The sequence below is a fragment of the Nocardia amikacinitolerans NBRC 108937 genome, assembly GCF_001612615.1.
GTDB classification, from domain to species: domain Bacteria; phylum Actinomycetota; class Actinomycetes; order Mycobacteriales; family Mycobacteriaceae; genus Nocardia; species Nocardia amikacinitolerans.
On record NZ_BDAU01000032.1, the window covers coordinates 73,562 to 91,959 of the forward strand.

3 protein-coding genes are annotated in these 18,398 nt (G+C 69.7%); 2 read left to right on the forward strand and 1 reads right to left on the reverse strand.

What is annotated here, in order from left to right:
- Window positions 1-212: 212 nt before the first annotated feature.
- Window positions 213-1,250 carry an amidohydrolase family protein gene (locus tag NAM01S_RS23675; RefSeq protein WP_067788735.1) on the forward strand — a complete coding sequence of 346 codons (1,038 nt, stop codon included), beginning with the start codon at window positions 213-215 and terminating at the stop codon, window positions 1,248-1,250.
- Window positions 1,251-1,417: 167 nt separating this feature from the next.
- A complete protein-coding gene (locus tag NAM01S_RS23680; RefSeq protein WP_067788737.1) occupies window positions 1,418-1,666 on the forward strand; it encodes a hypothetical protein in 249 nt (82 codons plus the stop codon).
- Window positions 1,667-1,715: 49 nt separating this feature from the next.
- Here the strand turns inward: NAM01S_RS23680 and NAM01S_RS23685 are convergent, their stop codons facing one another.
- Window positions 1,716-18,074 carry a non-ribosomal peptide synthetase gene (locus NAM01S_RS23685; RefSeq protein WP_067788738.1) on the reverse strand — a complete coding sequence of 5,453 codons (16,359 nt, stop codon included), beginning with the start codon at window positions 18,072-18,074 and terminating at the stop codon, window positions 1,716-1,718.
- Window positions 18,075-18,398: the final 324 nt, after the last annotated feature.

Here is an 18,398-nt window from a genome sequence, read left to right on the forward strand (position 1 = left end):
CCTCTTCATTGAAGACCCGGACGGCGCGGTTGTGTCGGGTTTCGGGAATTCAGCCGCCCCAGCTGGGGGTTTGCCAGCAGGGACGGACGAGGCCCACCTCGGAGATATCTGAATATTTCGTCACTACCCTAGAGAAATCGCGGTTATTGATGATATCGTCAACAAAAGTAGGCGTGTGACCTGCACAACCGCGGCCAACCGCAGGAGGAACCATGGCGAGCGACCGCATCGACGTGCATCAGCACCTGATCCCGCCCGTCTACCGCGAGGCGCTGCGGGCACACGGAATCGACGCACCGGGTGGCCGCGAGCTGCCCGAATGGACACCCGACGCGGCGTTGCGGTTGATGTCGTCGGCGGGCATCGGGTCCGCAATCCTTTCGGTGTCGACTCCCGGTACGGCGTTCCTGACGGATCCCGCCGAAGCCGCGAACCTGGCTCGCGCGGTCAACGACTACGCCGCGAAGCTCAGCGCCGATCACCCCGATCGCTTCGGGTTCTTCGCCACGGTGCCGATGCCCGATGTGGCGGCGGCCGCCGCCGAAGCGAGGCGAGCCCTGGACGACCTCCGGGCCGATGGTTGCGTTCTGCTCGGCAATTCCCGCGGCGCCTACCTCGGCGACGAAGGCCAAGACGACCTGTTCCGCGTCCTCGACGACCGCTCGGCGGTTGTCCTCGTGCATCCGGCGGACCTGCCCGCCGACCCCGCCCCCGGCGTACCACCCTTCGCCACGGACTTCCTGCTCGACACGACACGCGCGGCATATCTCCTGGTGCGCAACGGAATCCGCCGCCGCTACCCCAACATCCGCTTCATCCTCAGCCATGCCGGCGGCTTCGTGCCCTACGCCGCCCACCGCATGTCGCTGAGCATCTTCGACCAGACCGGCGCCAGCCCGGTGGACGTCCTCGACGACTTCGCCGGCTTCTACTTCGACACCGCCCTCTCCGCCAGCGCCTCCGCCCTCCCGAGCCTGCTCGCCTTCGCCGAACCCGGCCATGTGCTCTACGGCAGCGACTGGCCCTTCGCCCCGGAACCCGCCGTGCACTACTTCAACGCAGGCCTCGCCGAATACCCCCACCTCGACGAAACCGCCCGCCGCGGCATCGAACGCACCAACGCGGCAGCACTCTTCCCCCGCTTCGGCGGCGCGACCCCGCCCCCGGAAACCCCCTTGCTCGCCCGAGCACGGCGAGGTCTGCGGCAACGCGTCTTCCGCACCATCGCCCGCGCCGCGAGCAAGCACTGAGCCGGGCGATTGCCTGCTACCGCAGAGAGTTCCCCGCGACGACCGGTGGGTAGAACTGCCCGGCTGTGACGCTGTCAGCCGGTTGTCGGTGGGCTGTCAGCGGAGGGGGTCATTGTCTTTCTTGTCAGCCGGACACGAGGTCCGGGGCCAACAGAAGGAGAAGGACAATGTCGCAGAACACGATCTCGGGTCTGGTCGCGGATCACATGGAGGCCGCGCGGGTGAAGGCAGATCGGCGGATGGAGGCGGCCGAGGCGGCGCAGGCGCGGGCCGGGGTGCGGATCGAGGAGGCGAACGGGTTCGTTCGGCCGACCAAGGAGGAGCTCCGGCAGGTGCGGGCGGAGGCGCGGGCGCTCGGCAAGCAGATGGCCGAGGAGCTGAAGGCGCGCGGGGCCGCGCTGAAGGCCGGGCGATAGCCGGGGGCGGCGGGGTCGGGTGGTCACCCACGCCGATCCCGCCGAGGCCTTACAACCAGGTGCGGAGGACCTCCGCGATGTGGCGGAGAGCCGAGTCGGTGGTCATTCGCCAGTGCGTGGTGTCCACCGGGTGGTTGTGTACGGGGCCGGTGACCGCGGCCGACCAGGTAGACGCACCGGCGGAACCCGTCGGATCATCCTGGGCGGCCGTGAAATACACCAACGGGCCGTCGAACGCGCGTGGGCGATAGGCCGCGTCGAGGTCGGCCGAAGCGACCGCCGCGTCCACTACTCGTTCGATTCGCTCGGCGCCGAAGGATGCGAACGGTTCCGGCAGCGTGCTCAATTTCCGGGCCAGCTCCGGCAACTCCACGGTCTCGTCCAAGCCGAAATCCGCGACTCGATCGCCCAGCAGTCCACCGAGCAGTTCCGGCACCGAGACGGCGGCGTGGGAATCGACGCCGGAACGCAGATGGCTATCCATCATGCCCAGCAACGCCACCTCTTCGCCCTCGTCCTGGAGCTGAACCGCCATGGCGTGCGCGAGCACACCGCCGAGCGACCAGCCGAGCAGGCGGTACGGCCCCTCCGGTTGCACGGAGCGAACGTGCTTGACGTAGAGCCGCGCCCAGTCCTCGATCGAATCCGAAAGCGGTTCAACCGAACTCAAGGCGGGCGACTGGAGGCCGTAGAGAGGCCGGTCCGTGTCGAGGTGCGCGGTGAGCCCGGCGAACGACCACGCGATACCACCGATCGGGTGGACGCAGAACAGCGGCTCGGCGGCGCCGGAGGTGCGCAGCGGCAGCAGCACGTCGAAAGCGGCTTCCGTGCCCGCGCTTTCGGAGCCGCCCGCGCGGAGCTGGGCGACGATGCCCGCCGGGGTGGGCGCGGTGAACACCCACACCACCGGAATGACCTCGGCCACCGCCTCGCTCAGCCGCGCCGACAACTTGGTCGCGATCAGCGAGTTGCCGCCGAGCTCGAAGAAGTTGTCGTCCATGCCGGTTCGATCGAGGCACAGGACTTCCGCGAACACCTCGCAGACGGTCGTCTCCAGCGCCGTCGACGGAGCGCGGTAGGCGCAGGCGGCAAGTTCCGGTTCGGGCAGCGCCGCGCGGTCGAGTTTTCCTGCCGAGGTGAGCGGGACGTCGTCGAGCACCACGATCGCCGCGGGCACCATGTGCGAGGGCAACGTTCGCGCTGCCCACTCGATCAAGGAACCGGAGTTCAAGCCGGGCCTGCCCATCACGTACGACACCAGATGAGTTGCCCCGGCCGCGTTTTCCCTGCCGATCGTGACGGCGAAATCCACCTCCGGGTGCGCGGTGAGCACGGCGTCGATCTCGCCGAGCTCGATGCGGAACCCGCGGATCTTCACCTGGAAGTCGGTGCGGCCCAGGCACTCCAACTCCCCCGCCTTGTTCCACGCTACGAGGTCGCCCGTGCGATACATCCGCGTGCCATCTCCGAAGGGGTTCGCCACGAATCGTTCCGCGGTGAGATCCAGCCTGCCGAAGTAGCCTCGCGCCAGCTGCACACCTGCCAGATACAGCTCGCCGGGGACACCGACAGGCACCGGACGCAGGCGCGAATCCAGGACGTACACCTGGCTGTTCCAGACCGGAACGCCGATCGGCACCGCCACCTCGTCGGCCGCTCGCACCGGATGACTGGTGATCGACACGGCAGCCTCGGTCGGGCCGTACACATTGAACAGCGCCGTATGCGGCGCGGCCTCGGCGAACCGCCGCGCCAACGCGCCGGACAGCGTCTCGCCGATGGCGAGCACCCGGCGCAGCGAATCCGGCAGGCGACGACCCGTGAGCAGGGCGTCCAACATGGACGGCACCATGTACAGGGTCGTCACGCCCTCGCGCGCCATGAGTTCGGTCAGGTACGCGGGGTCGCGATGACCGCCCGGTGCGGCGATCACCAATCGGCCGCCGCACAGCGCGGGCCACCAGAACTCCCACACCGACACGTCGAACGTGGCCGCCGTCTTCAACAGCACGACGTCATCGGCGCGCAGGTCGAATTCCGCTGTCATCCAGAGCAACTGGTTCACGATCGCGCCGTGCGTCACCGCGACGCCCTTCGGGCGACCCGTGGAACCCGACGTGAAGATCACGTACGCCGTGTGCTCGGCGCGCAACGGCGCGCGGCGATCCAGGTCGGTGAGCGCCGAAGAGTCCACCGCCGAGAGGTCCAGCCGATCAAGGCGCACCACCGGCGCGGCGGAGGTCGTGAAACCCGCATCGGCGTCGGTAAGCACGCAGACCGGCGCCGCCGTCTCGAGAATGTACTCGGACCGCTGCGCGGGCTGATCCGGATCCACCGGCACGTACGCACCGCCCGCCTTGCTCACCGCGTACATCGCGACGACCAGATCCACCGACCGCCGAAGGGCCAACGCCACCCGCGACTCCGGCCCGACGCCCAGCGAAATCAGGTAGCGCGCAAGGCGATTGACTCGCGCATCCAACTCCGCATAGCTCGCACGCCCGCCGTCGGCGGCGACCAGCGCCACGGACTCCGGCCTGGCGGCGACGGTCGATTCGAGCAGCGACACCAGCGTGGCTCTCGTATCCACCCGGTGCGCGGTGTCGTTCCACGTCGTCAGAATCCGAGCGTTCTCTTCCGGCGCGAGCAGATCGATCGCACCCACCGGCACCGCCGCGTCGGCGGCCACCGCGTCGAGCACCCGGACGAACCGGTCCACGAAACCGCGCACCGTCGACTCGTCGAAAAGGTCTGCGGCGTAGGTGAAGACGCCGCCGATACCGGCGGGCGCGCCGTCCGCGTCGTAGCTGTCGGCCACGATGACGTGCAGATCGAACTGCGAGAGTTGCCGATCCGTTTCCCACGCGGCGACCGTCAAGCGCGGCAGTTCGATGCGTGCGTCGGCCAGATTCTGGAACGACAGACCCACCTGGAACAGCGGGTGCCGCGCCGTCGACCGCGCCGGATTCAGCACCTCGACCAGTCGCTCGAACGGGACGTCGGCGTGGGCGAACGCCTGGAGATCGGTATCGCGCTGTCGCGCGAGCAGTTCCGTGAAGGACGAGTCCGGATCGACCCTCGTGCGGAACACCAAGGTGTTGACGAACATGCCGATCAGATCGTCGAGCGCCGCCTCGCCGCGACCGGCCACGGGCGTGCCGATCGCGATGTCGTCGGAGCCCGACAGCCGGGCGAGCAGCACCGCCAGCGCGGTGTGCACGACCATGAACAGGGTCGCGTTGTTCGCACGGGCCAGCTCGGCCAGCGCCGCGTGGGTGGCCGGCTCGATGCGCAGCGGCACCGTCCCGCCCGCGAACGACTGCACCGCGGGCCGCGGCCGGTCCCTTGGCAATTCCAGCTGATCCGGGAGACCGGCGAGCGCCTCCCGCCAGTAGGCGATCTGCTCGGCCGCCATCGACCCGGGCTGGTCCTCGCTACCGAGCAGCGCTCGCTGCCACAGCGCGTAGTCCGCGTACTGCACGGGCAGCGGCGTCCACGCCGGAGCTCGGCCGATCGCGCGGGCCACGTACGCCGCCGCGAGGTCGCGGGTCAGCGGACCACCCGAGAATCCGTCGCCTGCGATGTGGTGGACGACCATGGCGAGCACGAATTCTCGGCCGGAACGGAGCAAAGCGGCACGGACCGGCACCTCCGCGGTGACGTCGAACCCCGTCGAAAGAACCTCCGCCACAGCGGCTTCGAGGTCGACCACGTCCCGTACGCGCAGCTCAGGCGCGTCCGGATGACCGATGGGCAGGACGACCTGCACCGGACCGTCCTCGAGCTGCGGATACACCGTGCGCAGGATCTCGTGCCGCCCGACGAGGTCGGTGAACGCCCACCGCATCGCGTCGACGTCGAGCTCGCCGGTCAGGCGGATCGCGACCGGGATGTTGTAGGCGGCGGACCCGGTGTCGAACCGGTTGAGGAACCACATCCGCTGCTGTGCGGGCGAGAGCGGAATGCGTTCCGGCCGTGGCCCGGCCACCAAGGCTGGACGGCCGCCCTCGGTGAGCTTCGCGAGCTCGCGCGCGCAACCCGCGACGGTGGGCGCGGCGAACAGCAGTCGCACCGGAACCCTGGCATTTACCGCCGCGCCGAGGCGCGCCGTCACTCGGGTGGCCAGCAGCGAGTTACCGCCGAGTTCGAAGAAGTGGTCGTCGGCGCCGATCCGCTCGCTGCCGAGCACCTCGGCGAAGACCTCGGCGACGATCCGTTCCGAGACCGTAGACGGCTCCCGGTAGGTGCGCGCCGCGAACTCCAGTTCCGGAAGGGCGTTTCGATCGAGCTTGCCGCCCGCGGTCAGCGGGATCGCGTCGAGCACGACGATCGCCGCGGGCATCATGTGCGCCGGCAGTGCCCGTGCGGCCCACGACGTCAGTCGGTCGGGATCGATGCGACCGGTCACGTACGACACCAAAGCGACGACACCGTGGGAGTTCTCGCGGCCGACGGTCACCGCGTAGTCGACCTCGGGGTGCCCGGCGAGCACCGCGTCGATCTCCCCGAGCTCGATGCGGAAGCCGCGGATCTTCACCTGGAAGTCCGTGCGGCCCAGGCATTCCAGCTCCCAGCCGTTGGATTCGGCGTCCGGCACCCACCGGACGAGGTCGCCGGTCCGGTACATCCGGTCCCCGGGCATCCAGGGGTTCGCGACGAAACGTTCCGCCGTGACACCGGCGCGGCCGTGATAGCCGCGCGCCAGCGCCGGGCCCGCGAGGTACAGCTCACCGGTGACGCCCACCGGCACCGGATGCAGCCGCTCGTCGAGCACCGCCGCCCACACGCCGGGCACCGGACGACCGATCGTCACCCGCTGTCCCGCAAGGAGAGTCGTATAGGTGGCGCCGATCGTGGCCTCGGTCGGGCCGTAGCCGTTGATGAATCGGCGTCCCGGCTGCCACTTGGCAAGCAGGTCGGGCGTGGTGGCCTCGCCACCGGCGGAGACCACCGCCAGGTCGTCCAGGCCGGACGGATCGACCGTGCCGAGCAGCGCGGGCGTGATGATCGTGTGCGTCACCCGCTCCGCGCGCAGCAGTTCGTGCAACTCCACGCCGCCGACGATGTCCGGCGGCGCGATCACCAGTGTCGCCCCGCTGTGGAAAGCGCTGGACAGCTCCTCCACCGATTGGTCGAAGCTGGGCGAACACACGTGCAGCATCCGATGTTCCGGCGCGAGCCGCAGCATGTCGACCGTGTGGCCGACCAGTCCGCCGAGACCGGCGTGGGTCACCGCGACGCCCTTGGGCAGACCCGTCGACCCCGACGTGTAGATCACATACGCGGGATGCGAAAGCCGCAGGGGCGCAATCCGGTCCGCATCGGACAGGGGCGCCGCGTCCTGAGCTTCGCATCGGGTGAGTACGGCGGGGTCGTCGAGGACGAGCCAATCCACCGCATCGGACAGGCACGCCGTCTGCGCTGCGACGGTAATACCCAGCGCAGCACCGGAATCGGCGATCATGTACCGCACCCGGTCCACCGGATAGGTCGGATCGACCGGCAGGTAAGCGCCACCGGCCTTGGCGACCGCCCACACCGCGACGACCAGCTGGTAGGAGCGTCGCATCGCCAGCGCCACCACGGTTTCGGGCGCGACACCGCGCTCGATCAGGACGCGCGCCAGTCGCGAGGACTGGTCGTCGAGTTCACCGTAGGTGTAGGCGCGCCCCGCGTCGCGCACGGCGATCCGGTCCCGGCCGAAACGCACACCGCGAACCAGCAAGTCGGGGAGTGTGCCGACGGCGACGGGGTCGCCGCCGCCCATCCGGATCAGTTGCTGGTACTCGTCCGTGGCCAGCAGCGGCAGGTCACCGACGACCGTGTCGGGCCGTGCTGCGACGGAGGTCAGGACGCGAACGAACCGCTCGGCGAACATTTCCGCGTCACGGTCACCGAAACGAGCACGGGCGAAAGACAGTTCGCCGCGTCCGTCCTCGGTGAGCGAGATGGCAAGGTCGCCGACCGCTTCCGGCTGTCCTTCGAAGGACAACGCGACCTGGAACAGCGGATGCCCAGCCGAAGGCCCCAGCAGGTCGACCAGCTCGTCGAGCGGAATACCGGCGTGCGCGAATCCTTCCAGCTCGACGCGGTGGGCGTCCGGAAGGATGTCGGCGAACCGCGCACACCGATCCACCCGGGTACGCAACACCACCTCGGTGCGCGAACCACCCGGCACGGGTGATCCGATCGCGATGTCGTCGGCGCCCGAAAGACGCGCGAGCACAACCGCCAAGGCCGTGCGCACCACGGACGACCAGGTCACGCCGGCCGCGTGCGCGAGACGACGCAGTCCACGCTGCGCTTCTTCGGAAACCGAGAACTCGACTCCCCCACGGTCGTTCGACGCCGCAGCGGGCTGCTCACCCGGCAGCTCCAGCTCGGGAAGCCCCGCCAAAGCCGTACGCCAGTAGCGGGATCGGGTGATCGAGTCGTCCGATTCGACGTCGAGCAGCAACACGGTCTCGGCCGCGGTCCGGTCCGGCGTCGCGACGAGCTCGCCGAGCGCGCGCTGAAGCCGATCGGCGACTGCCCCTGCCGTCGCGTCGGCGACCAAGTCACGCCGGTACTTCACCTGCACCAGCGTTCGGCTGCCGAGGAAGACCAGCACGGTGATCGGGTAGTGCGTGTAATCGCCCCCGCTCAGGCCGTCGACGCGCAATCCGTCGAGCGCGCCGCTCGCCTGCCGCAGGCCGTCGACGTCGACCGGGTACGACTCGAAGACCAGCATCGTGTCGAACAGCTCGCCCTGCCCGGCGACGCGCTGAATGGCGCCGAGCCCGAAGTGGTGGTAGTCCAACAGCGAGACCTGCTCGGCCTGTACGCCTTCGACCAACGCCCGCATCGTCGTGCCGCGATCGAAACGGATGCGCACCGGGATCGCGTCAACGAACAGGCCGATCATCTCGCCGATGCCGTCGAGCTGCGGCGGCCGCCCGGAGATGGTCGCGCCGAAGACGACGTCGTCGCGTCCGGTGCCCGCCGCGATCACCAGACCCCACGCCGCCTGGAGCACCGTGTTGGCGGTGACCTCGGCCGCGGCCGCGAACGCGGTCAGCGCGGCGGTCTCCTCGGTCGACAGCTCGAATTCGCGGAGGCCGAATCCGTCGCCGGTCGGCGCGGGCCAGGTGAGCTCCGGCGCGAGCATGGTCGGGGTGACGTCCGCCAGCACCTCCGACCAGGCGTGCTCCGCGACGCCCCGGTCCTGCTGCGAAAGCCACCGCAGGTAGTCGCGATAGGGCCGGACCGGCGGCAGCGGCGACGCGTCGCCACCGGTCGCGTACAGGACGAGCAACTCCTTCATCAACAGCGGCATCGACCAGCCGTCGAGCAGGATGTGATGACCGGTGAGCACGAGGTGGTTGCGGCCGGAATCGGTGCGGTACAACGTGAATCGCAGCAGCGGAGCCACCGCCGGATCGAATTCGGTGCGCTGCTCGGCGGCCAGCAGGCCGGGCAGGTCGGCGTCGGCGATGCCCTCGACGATGCGCCACGGCATGTCGAGGTCGTCCACCACCAGCTGCACCGGCGTCCCGTCGGCCGCGGTGACGAAGGCGGAGCGCAGGTTCGCGTGCCGATCCAGGATGGTCTGCGCTGCCCCGCGCAAGCGGTTCGTGTCCAGTTCGCCGGTCAGCTCGGCGGCCAACTGGATGATGTAGGCGTCGACCGACCCGGCCAGCAGTTCGATGAGCACCAGGAGCGAGGACTGTAGCGGCGAGAGCGGCAGGACGTCCGACAGCCCAGGGTAGTCCCGCCGCCAGCGGTCCAGCTCAGCTTGCGAGACCCGCACCAGCGGCACATCCGAGGGCGTCAGGCCACCCGCCGCCGGGTGCCGGACGTGGTCGGCGACGGCGGCGAGCGCGGCCGTCCACTCGTCGGCCAGTTCCCGCACCGCCGCCTCGTCGAGGATGCCGCTCGCGTAGCGGAAGCTCGCCTCCATGCGCGGGCCGGTCGCGGTGTCGGCCACGATCGCGTTGATGTCGATCACCGCGCCGACCGGCAGGGCCGGATCGTGCTCGATGTCGATCTCACCGAGATCGGCTGTCGGCAACCAGCTTCCGTCGGTCTGGTCGATCTGGCCGCCCGCCGAAGCGCGGCCGAGATAGTTGAAGCCGATCTGGCCCATGTCGCCGGTGAGCAGTCCGGCGGTGTCCGGGTTGAGATGGCGGAGCATGCCGAAGCCGATGCCCTTGTCCGGCACCGCGAGCAGTTGCTCCTTGACCGACTTCAGCACGTCGGCGAGGACCGCGCCGTCGGTGAGCGCGTGCGCGGTGTCGATGTCCGACAGGTCGATCGCGACGGGGTACACGCTGGTGAACCAGCCGAGGGTACGGGTGAGATCCGCTCCGGGAACGACGGTTTCCTCGCGTCCGTGGCCCTCGAGGCGGATGCGGGTCGTCGGGGATTCGACACCGCGCCGAGCACGCCACGCGCGCACGGCCAGCGCCAGCGAGGCGAGCAGGCCGTCGTTGACGCCGCCGCGATACAGCGCGGGCAGCGTGGTCAGCAGCGCCTCGGTGACCTCGACCGGCACCCGAACCGTGATCGACCGCATGGTCGGCTCGGTGTCGAGTGCGCAATCGACGGCGCGCGCGCCGAGCAACGGATCCGGCGTGGCCAGCACCCGCTGCCAGTGACCGACCTCGGCGGCTCGCTCCGCGCGGGTGGCGGCCTCGGAAAGTCCGTGCGCCCAACGCCGGAACGAGGTGCCGACCGCGGGCAGCGCGATCTCCTGACCCGCCGCGCGCTGCGCCCAGGCCACCGCCAGGTCGGGAATCAAGATGCGCCACGACACCCCGTCGATGACGTAGTGGTGCGCGGCGACGGCGAGCACGTCGCGCCCGTCGGTCCTGCGCAACCAGGTGAAGGCGATCATCCTGGCGGCCGCCGGATCCAGCGCACCCATCGCCGAAGACATTGCGGCGCTGCCGATTCGGGTCAACTGGGCATCGTCGACAACGGGCACGTCGACCTCGGTCAGCAGTGCGTCGGCATCGACCGCATCGCTCGGCAGCGCTTCGAACCGCCACCGGCCACCGTCCTGCCATACCCGGGAACGCAGCACATCGTGGTGGTCGAGCACCGCCGCGATGGTCGCGACGAGTCCGGCGCGATCGATGCCCTCGGGCAGCGCGAGCACCGCGGTCTGGGCGAACCGGTCGCAGGAGCCGTTGGCAAGGAATTCGGCGAGCACCGGCGTCGGCGGAATCTCGCCGACGCCGCCACCGGGCAACTCCGCCAACACCATTGGGGCCGCGTCGCCGCAGACGGACGCGACGCGCGCCAGCCCCGCGACGGTCCGGTGTTCGAAGACATCGCGCGCGGTGAACACGATCCCGGCCGCCTTGGCCCGCGACACCAGCTGGATCGACATGATGCTGTCGCCGCCGATCGCGAAGAAGGAATCGTTCACCCCGACCGTCGCCACACCGAGCACCTGGGCGAACAGTTCGGCAAGCCGCGCTTCGACGGGACTCGACGGCGCACGGGTCGGCGTCGTCTCGAAAACGGGTTCCGGCAGCGCCTTTCGATCCAGCTTGCCGTTGGTGGTCAACGGGAATTCGTCCAGCACGACGATCGCCGACGGCACCATGTGCGCCGGAAGAATCGTCGCCGCGTGCTCGGTGAGCCGTACCGTGTCCACCGTGCGGCCCGGCGCCGCGAGCACATACGACACGAGCGCCGTCGATCCCGATGCCAGCTTCCGTCCGACGGTGACCGCGAACTCGACGTCGTCGTGCCCGCCGAGGACCGCGTCGACCTCGCCGAGTTCGATGCGGAAACCGCGCACCTTGACCTGGGTGTCGGCGCGCCCCACGTACTCGAGCTCCCAGCGCGCCGAGGGCGACGCGACGTGCCAGCGCACTACGTCACCGGTGCGGTACATCCGCGCGCCGGGAGCGCCCCACGGATTGGTGACGAAACGCTCGGCGGTGAGCCCGGCGCGGTTCCGATAGCCGCGAGCCAGGCCGCCGCCCGCCAGATACAGCTCACCCGCGACACCGGGCGGCACCGGGTTCAGCCGCGCGTCCAAGACCAGCGCGGACACACCGTCCACCGGCGTACCGACCGTGATGCGCTGCCCCGCAACCAGTTCCGCGTACGACGCGGCGATGGTCGCCTCGGTCGGACCGTAGGCGTTGAGGTAGCGGCGGCCCGGTTGCCACTTCGCCAGCAGTTCCGTGGTCGTCACATCGCCGCCGACACACAGCATCTCCAGCGCGTCCAGCCCTGCCGGGTCGACGGTGCCGAGCAGCGCCGGGGTGAAGATCGCGTGCGTGACCGCCTCGGTGCGCAGCAGATCGGCGAGTTCCGATCCGCCGACCACGGTCGACGGCACGATGACCAGCGTCGCGCCGACGGAGAACGCGCTCCCCCACTCCAGCACCGAGGGGTCGAAGCAGGGCGAGCAGAGGTGCAGGAACCGGTGGTGTGGCGCCAGCCGGTAGCGGCGCACCGAATCGCCGAGCAAAGCGCCGAGGCCGCTGTGGGTCACGGTGACGCCCTTCGGCACACCCGTCGAACCCGACGTGTAGATGACGTACGCGGGATGCCGCATACGCAGTGGCGCAAGGCGATCCGCGTCCGTCACCGGGTCCGCCGACTGCGCGCGGCAGATTTCTTCCGTCGCGGGATCGTCGAGAATCAGCCAGTCCACGCCGCCGGGCAACCGATCGGCGTATTCCGCGACGGTGACGCCGAGCATCGCGCCCGAGTCGGACACCATGTGCCGCACCCGCTCCACGGGGTAGCCGGGATCGATCGGCACGTGCGCACCACCGGCTTTGGCGATCGCGAGGGCCGCGAGCACCATGTCGGCGGAGCGCGGGAGGGCGACGGCGACGAGACACTCCGGGCCGACGCCGCGCCGGATCAGCGCACGCGCCAATCGCGAAGTGCGCTCATCGAATTCGCCGTAGGTGATCGACCGGCCACGGTAGCGGACCGCGACGCGGTCGCGGCCGAGGGCGACTCCGCGGGTCAGCAGATCCGGCAGCAGGGCGGTGCCGATGGCGTCCTCGGTGGCGACGTGGGTCAGCAGGGCGTGTTCGTCGGCATCGAGCAGCGGGAGGTCACCGACGGACGTCTCCGGCCGGTGCATTGCGGCGGCCAGTAGCCGGAGGAAGCGTTCGGCGAAGACGCGGATGGTCTGCGGATCGAAGAGTGCGCGGGAGAAGGTGAAGTCTGCGGCGATGCCAGCGGCGCGCTCGCTGATATGCAGGGAAAGGTCTGGTTTCGCCGCGGAAACATCGGCAGTAGATTCGAGAAGTGTTCCCGCCGGGCCTTTTTCGGGATCGAGAGGACGGTCTCCCGCCGACAACATCGTTTGCACCAGCGGATGGCGCGCGTCCGACCGCTCCGGGCCGAGCAGTGCCACCAAGCCGTCGAATGGTAGGTCCGCGTGCCGGAACGCCTGTAGGTCGACGTCTTTCGTTTGCGCTAGCAGCTCCGCGAAGGACATGCCGCCCGGGACGCGGGTGCGCAATACCAGCGTGTTCGCCGATCCGTCGACGCAGGGCGTACCGATCGCGATGTCGTCGGTCCCCGATAGTCGGGCCAGCAATACCGCGAAAGCCGCGTGGACGACGGTGAATACCGTCGTCTCCTCCGCATCCGCGACCTGCCGCAACCGGTGGTGCAGCTCGGCATCGATCTCGAAGTCGATCCGGTCCTGCGCGGCCGCCTGCGCCGCGAGCCGCGGGCGATCAGTAGGCAGATTCAGCTCGTCGGGCAGCCCGGCGAGCGCGGTGCGCCAGTACCGCGTCTGCGCGATCAGATCGTCGCGCTCGTCCAGCGACTCCATCGTCTCCGCCAGCGTGCGCTCCGGCGCCGCGACGAATTCGCCGAGCAGCGAACGCAACCGGTCAGCGAGCGCCCGCGCGGCGGCGGGGGTGACGGCGTCGTTGCGGTGCTGCACCTGTAGTCGCAGTTCGGCGCCCAACTCGACCTGGATCGCCACGGGGTAGTGGGTGAAGTTGACCCCTTGCAGGTCGACGATTTCCAGTCCGTCGATCGTCCCGTAGGCCGCGCGCAAGCCGTCGGCGTCGACGGGATACGACTCGTAAGCCAGGATCGAGTCGAACAACTCGCCCGCTCCGGCGGCGCGCTGAATGTCGGCAAGTCCGACGTGATGGCCTTCGAGCAGCGAAGCCTGTTCGGACTGAAGCTGTTTCAGCAGCTGCCGCACCGAGATATCGGCGTCGAACCGGACCCGAACCGGGACCGTGTTCGCGAAAAGGCCCACCATCTCGTCGACTCCGTCGAGCTGCGGCGGCCGACCGGACACCACCGCGCCGAAGACCACGTCCGTACGCCCGACGCAGGCCGCGAGCACCAGTCCCCACGCCGCCTGCACCACCGTATTCACGGTGACCTCCGCCGCCGCGGCGAACGCCGCCAATGCCACCGTCTCGTCCTGCGACAGGTCCGCGGCGCAGTCGCCGTAGCTGTCGACGGGGTGCACCGGCGGCGCGAGGGACGCGGCGAGCATGGTCGGTGTCGTACCGGCCAGCGCGTCGCGCCATGTGCTGAGCGTGGTGTCCCGGTCGTAACGCGCCAGCCACGCGAGATAGTCGCGATACGGCCGAATCCGCGGCAGCGGCGTCGAATCGCCGTCTGTCGCATAGAAGATCAGCAGATCCTTCATCAGCAACGGCATCGACCAGCCGTCCAACAGGATGTGGTGCGCGGTCAGCACCAGGTGCGTGCGCCCGGAATCCGTGCGGTACACCGTGAATCGCAACAGCGGCGGTGTGGCCGGATCGAATCCGAGACGCTGTTCGGCGGCGAACAGCGTCGCCACGTCGGCGTCGGGTGTGTCCACGACCCGCCTCGGCACGGCGAGGCCCTCGCTCACGAACTGAACCGGTGTGCCCTCGGCCGATGAGCCGAACGCCGAGCGCAGGATCGCGTGCCGATCCAACATCGCCTGCGCCGCCCCGCGGAGCCGATCGAGATCGATGTCGCCGGACAGTTCCACCGCCAGCTGCAACAGGTAGGGGTCCGCGCCGGGCGAAAGTTGGGTCAGGAACAGCAATCCGAGCTGAAGCGGCGAGAGCGGCAGCACGTCGACCAGACCCGGCCGCTCCCGCCGCCAGGTGTCGAGTTCCGCTTGGGTGACCCGCACCAGCGGGACGTCCGCCGGAGTCAGGCCACCGGCGGACGGGTCCTGCACGTGCCTTGCGAGCACGGTCAGGGCGGCGACCCAGTATTCGGCCAGCTCCCGGACGGCCGCCTCGTCGAGGATCTCCGACGCGTACGCGAAGGACGCGGACAGTTGAGCGCCGGAGTCGGTGTCGGTGACGAGCGCGTTGATGTCAACCACGGCGGGCGCCGGCATGTCCGGATCGGGCGCGGCCTCCGGATCGCCCCAGTCGGCGGTCGGCAGCCAGCTCCGGTCGGTCAGCCCCTCCGGCATATCGCCCGCGGAGATCCGTCCGAGGTAGTTGAAGCCGATCTGGCCGAGCGCGCCGCCCAATTCCGCAGCGGTGTCCGGGTTCAGGTGCCGCAGCATGCCGAAGCCGATGCCCTTGTCCGGCACCGCGAGCAGTTGCTCCTTCACCGCTTTGAGCAGCGCCGCGGTCGCCTCGCCACCGCGCCAAGCCGCCTCGGCGTCGATGCCGGACAGATCGAGCGCGACCGGGTACATGGTGGTGAACCAGCCGACGGTGCGAGTCAGATCGGCGCCTGCGACGGTGGTTTCCTCGCGGCCGTGCCCTTCGAGCCGCACCCTGGTCGCCGCGGCATCGACACCCCTGTTCGCCCGCCATGCACGAGTCGCCACTGCCAACGCCGCGAGCAGTCCGTCGTTGGTTCCGGCCCGGTACAACTTCGGCAACTCGGTCAGCACCGCACGGGTGACCTCGGCGGGCGCCGCGACGGTGAAGCGCCGGACCTTGTCGGCCGTGTCGATGACCGGATCGAGCGGTCGCGCGCCCAACGGCGGATCGGCGATGGCGAGAGTTCGCCGCCAGTAAGGCAATTCGCCCATGCGGTCCGCGGCGGCGTCGACCAGACCGTGCGCCCACCGCCGGAACGACGTGCCGACGCCGGGCAGGGCGATCCGCTGCCCTGCGGCGTGCTGCGCCCAAGCGGTCACCAAGTCCGGGATCAGGATTCGCCAGGACACGCCATCGATGACGTAGTGATGCGCGGCGACGATCAGGGCGTCGCGGCCGTCCGGGCGGGTCAGCCAGACGAAGGCGATCATCCGTCCCGCCGTCGGGTCCAGCGTGTCCAGCGCGGAATCGAACGCGGCGCTTGCTGTTTCACGCATTGCGTCGATGTCCAGGCCCGCGGCGACGTCGACGCGAGTCAGCAGTGCGTCCACATCCAGCGAGCCGGGCGGCAGGGTGTGCAGTCGCCACTGCCCGTCGACGGATCGGATTCGGGCGCGCAGCATGTCGTGGTGATCCAGCACCGCCGCGAGCGTGGTCACCAGGGCCGACCGATCGATCTGTTCGGGCAGCTCGAGCACCATGTGCTGAGTGAGTCGGCCGAAGGGCTTGCCGCCGGACAAGTAGGCGGCGAGCACCGGCGTCAGCGGCATCTCACCGACGCCGCCGCCCGGTAGCTCCGCGAGTACGGGCGCGGACTCCCCGCCGATCACCGCGACCCGCGCCAACCCCGCGACGGTGCGGTGCTCGAACACATCCTGGGGCGTGAACGAGATACCAACCGCCCTGGCCCGCGACACCAGCTGGATCGACAGGATGCTGTCTCCGCCAATGGCGAAGAACGAATCCTCCGCGCCGACCCGCCGCACACCGAGCACCTGCGCGAACAACTCGGCGATCCGGGATTCCACCGGACCCTCCGGCGCGCGCGAGACGGCCGCCTCGAACACCGGCTCGGGCAAGGCTTGGCGGTCGAGTTTTCCGTTGGGGGTCAACGGAATCGCGTCGAGCGCGACGAACACGGACGGCACCATGTGGCCCGGCAGCGAGGTTCCGGCGAAGCGCGACAGCTCACCGAAATCGAGCGAAATACCCTCGCGCGGAAGGACATAGGAGACCAGGACGGTCGCGCCGGAGGGTGCGACCTTGCCGAGGGTCGCGGCGTATTCGATATCGGGATGTGCGGTGAGCGCGGCGTCGATCTCGCCGAGTTCGATGCGGAAGCCGCGGATCTTCACCTGGAAGTCGGTGCGGCCCAAGTACTCGATGTCTCCGTCGGCGGTGCGGCGCACCAGGTCACCGGTGCGATACATCCGCGACCCCGGCGTGGCGCCGAAGGGATTGGCCACGAACCGTTCCGCCGTGAGCCCGGGCCGCCCGAGGTAGCCCTGGGCCAGCGCCGGACCGGACAGGTAGAGCTCGCCGGTCACTTCGGCGGGCACCGGACGCATCCTCGCGTCCAGCACCACCGCGCCGATGCCGGGCAGTGCGGCGCCGATGGTGATCGGTTGTCCCGGTGCCAGCGCGGTGCTGCCGGTCGCGAGGATGGTCGCCTCGGTGGGGCCGTAACCGTTGTAGAAGGAGCGTCGCGCGTCGGCCCACCGCTCGACCAACGCGGGACCGAACGCGTCACCCGCGACGACGACGACCCGCAGGTCGTCCAGCCCGGCCGGATCCACCGACTCCAACGCGGCAGGCGTGATCAGCAGGTGCGTGACGCGTTCCCGGCGAAGCAGGTCGGCCAGCTCCGGGCCGCCGAACACGGTCGGCGGCGACACCACCAGCGTCGCGCCGGAGCCGAAGGCGAGCAGCAGCTCGAGCACCGACACGTCGAAGTTCGGGGAACACACGTGCAGCACCCGCGCGCCGCCGTCGACCTCGTAGCGTTCCCGCGCGGCGGTGACCAGGCTCGCCAGACCCGCGTGCGTCACGGCGACGCCCTTCGGCCGACCGGTCGAGCCGGAGGTGTAGATGACGTAGGCGGGATGCTGTTCGGTCAGCGCGCGGACCCGGTCGACATACGAGATCGGGTGCGCGGGCCGGGCCGCGATCCGCTCCCGGTGCGCGGGGTCGTCGAGCTCGAGCCATTCGACGCCGGTGCCGAGGCGCCCGCGGCGCGTCGAGTCGGTGAGGCCGAGCGCCGCTCCTGAGTCGGCGACGAGGTAGGCGATGCGGTCCGCGGGCAGGGTTGGGTCGACCGGCACGTAGGCCGCTCCGGTCTTGGCGACGGCCCAAACGGCCAGCACGGATTCGATCGAACGGGTGAAGCCGATGGCGACGACGTCGCCGGGGCCGACGCCGCGCTCGATCAGTTCGCGAGCCAGTCGCGAGGAGGCTTCGTCCAGCTCGGTGTAGGTGAGTTCGCGCCGATCGCCGGGCTGGCCGGTCGGGTCATAGCTGATGGCGATCGAGTCGGCCGCGGACTCGACCGCGGCGGTCAGCAGCTGAACGAAGAGCGGGCTACCCGACCTGCGACGAATTCGACCCCGAACAGCACGACGAACTCCATCCATCCGAGTACTACATCCCTCTCGCGTCCAGCCCGCAGATTTCGTCGAGACCCACGAACCCGGTCGGACGACCCGCTGCGGCGGGCCAGTGTCTAACAAAGCAAGCGAGAAGGAATCGATTTACAGGGGGCAATTTCGGCAATTTCGGCCCCTATCAGACCACAGGTCGGGCCGTGATGAGATGTCAGCCACATTCGCCCAGGCAGGGGCGCACCCGAGCGATTGCCAGATCTTAGCCAGGCCACCCTGTGACCCAGACAGCTGGCCTTAGCCGGTTCCGCACCGGCGGGCCCGCCGATACCACATCGCGGCGCGACGCGATGGCGA

Coding starts and splice junctions, on each gene's coding strand:
- NAM01S_RS23680 (WP_067788737.1), top strand. CDS start 1,418: ATGTCGCAGAACACGATCTCGGGTCTGGTCGCGGATCACATGGAGGCC.
- NAM01S_RS23685 (WP_067788738.1), bottom strand. CDS start 18,074: ATGGATGGAGTTCGTCGTGCTGTTCGGGGTCGAATTCGTCGCAGGTCG.
- NAM01S_RS23675 (WP_067788735.1), top strand. CDS start 213: ATGGCGAGCGACCGCATCGACGTGCATCAGCACCTGATCCCGCCCGTC.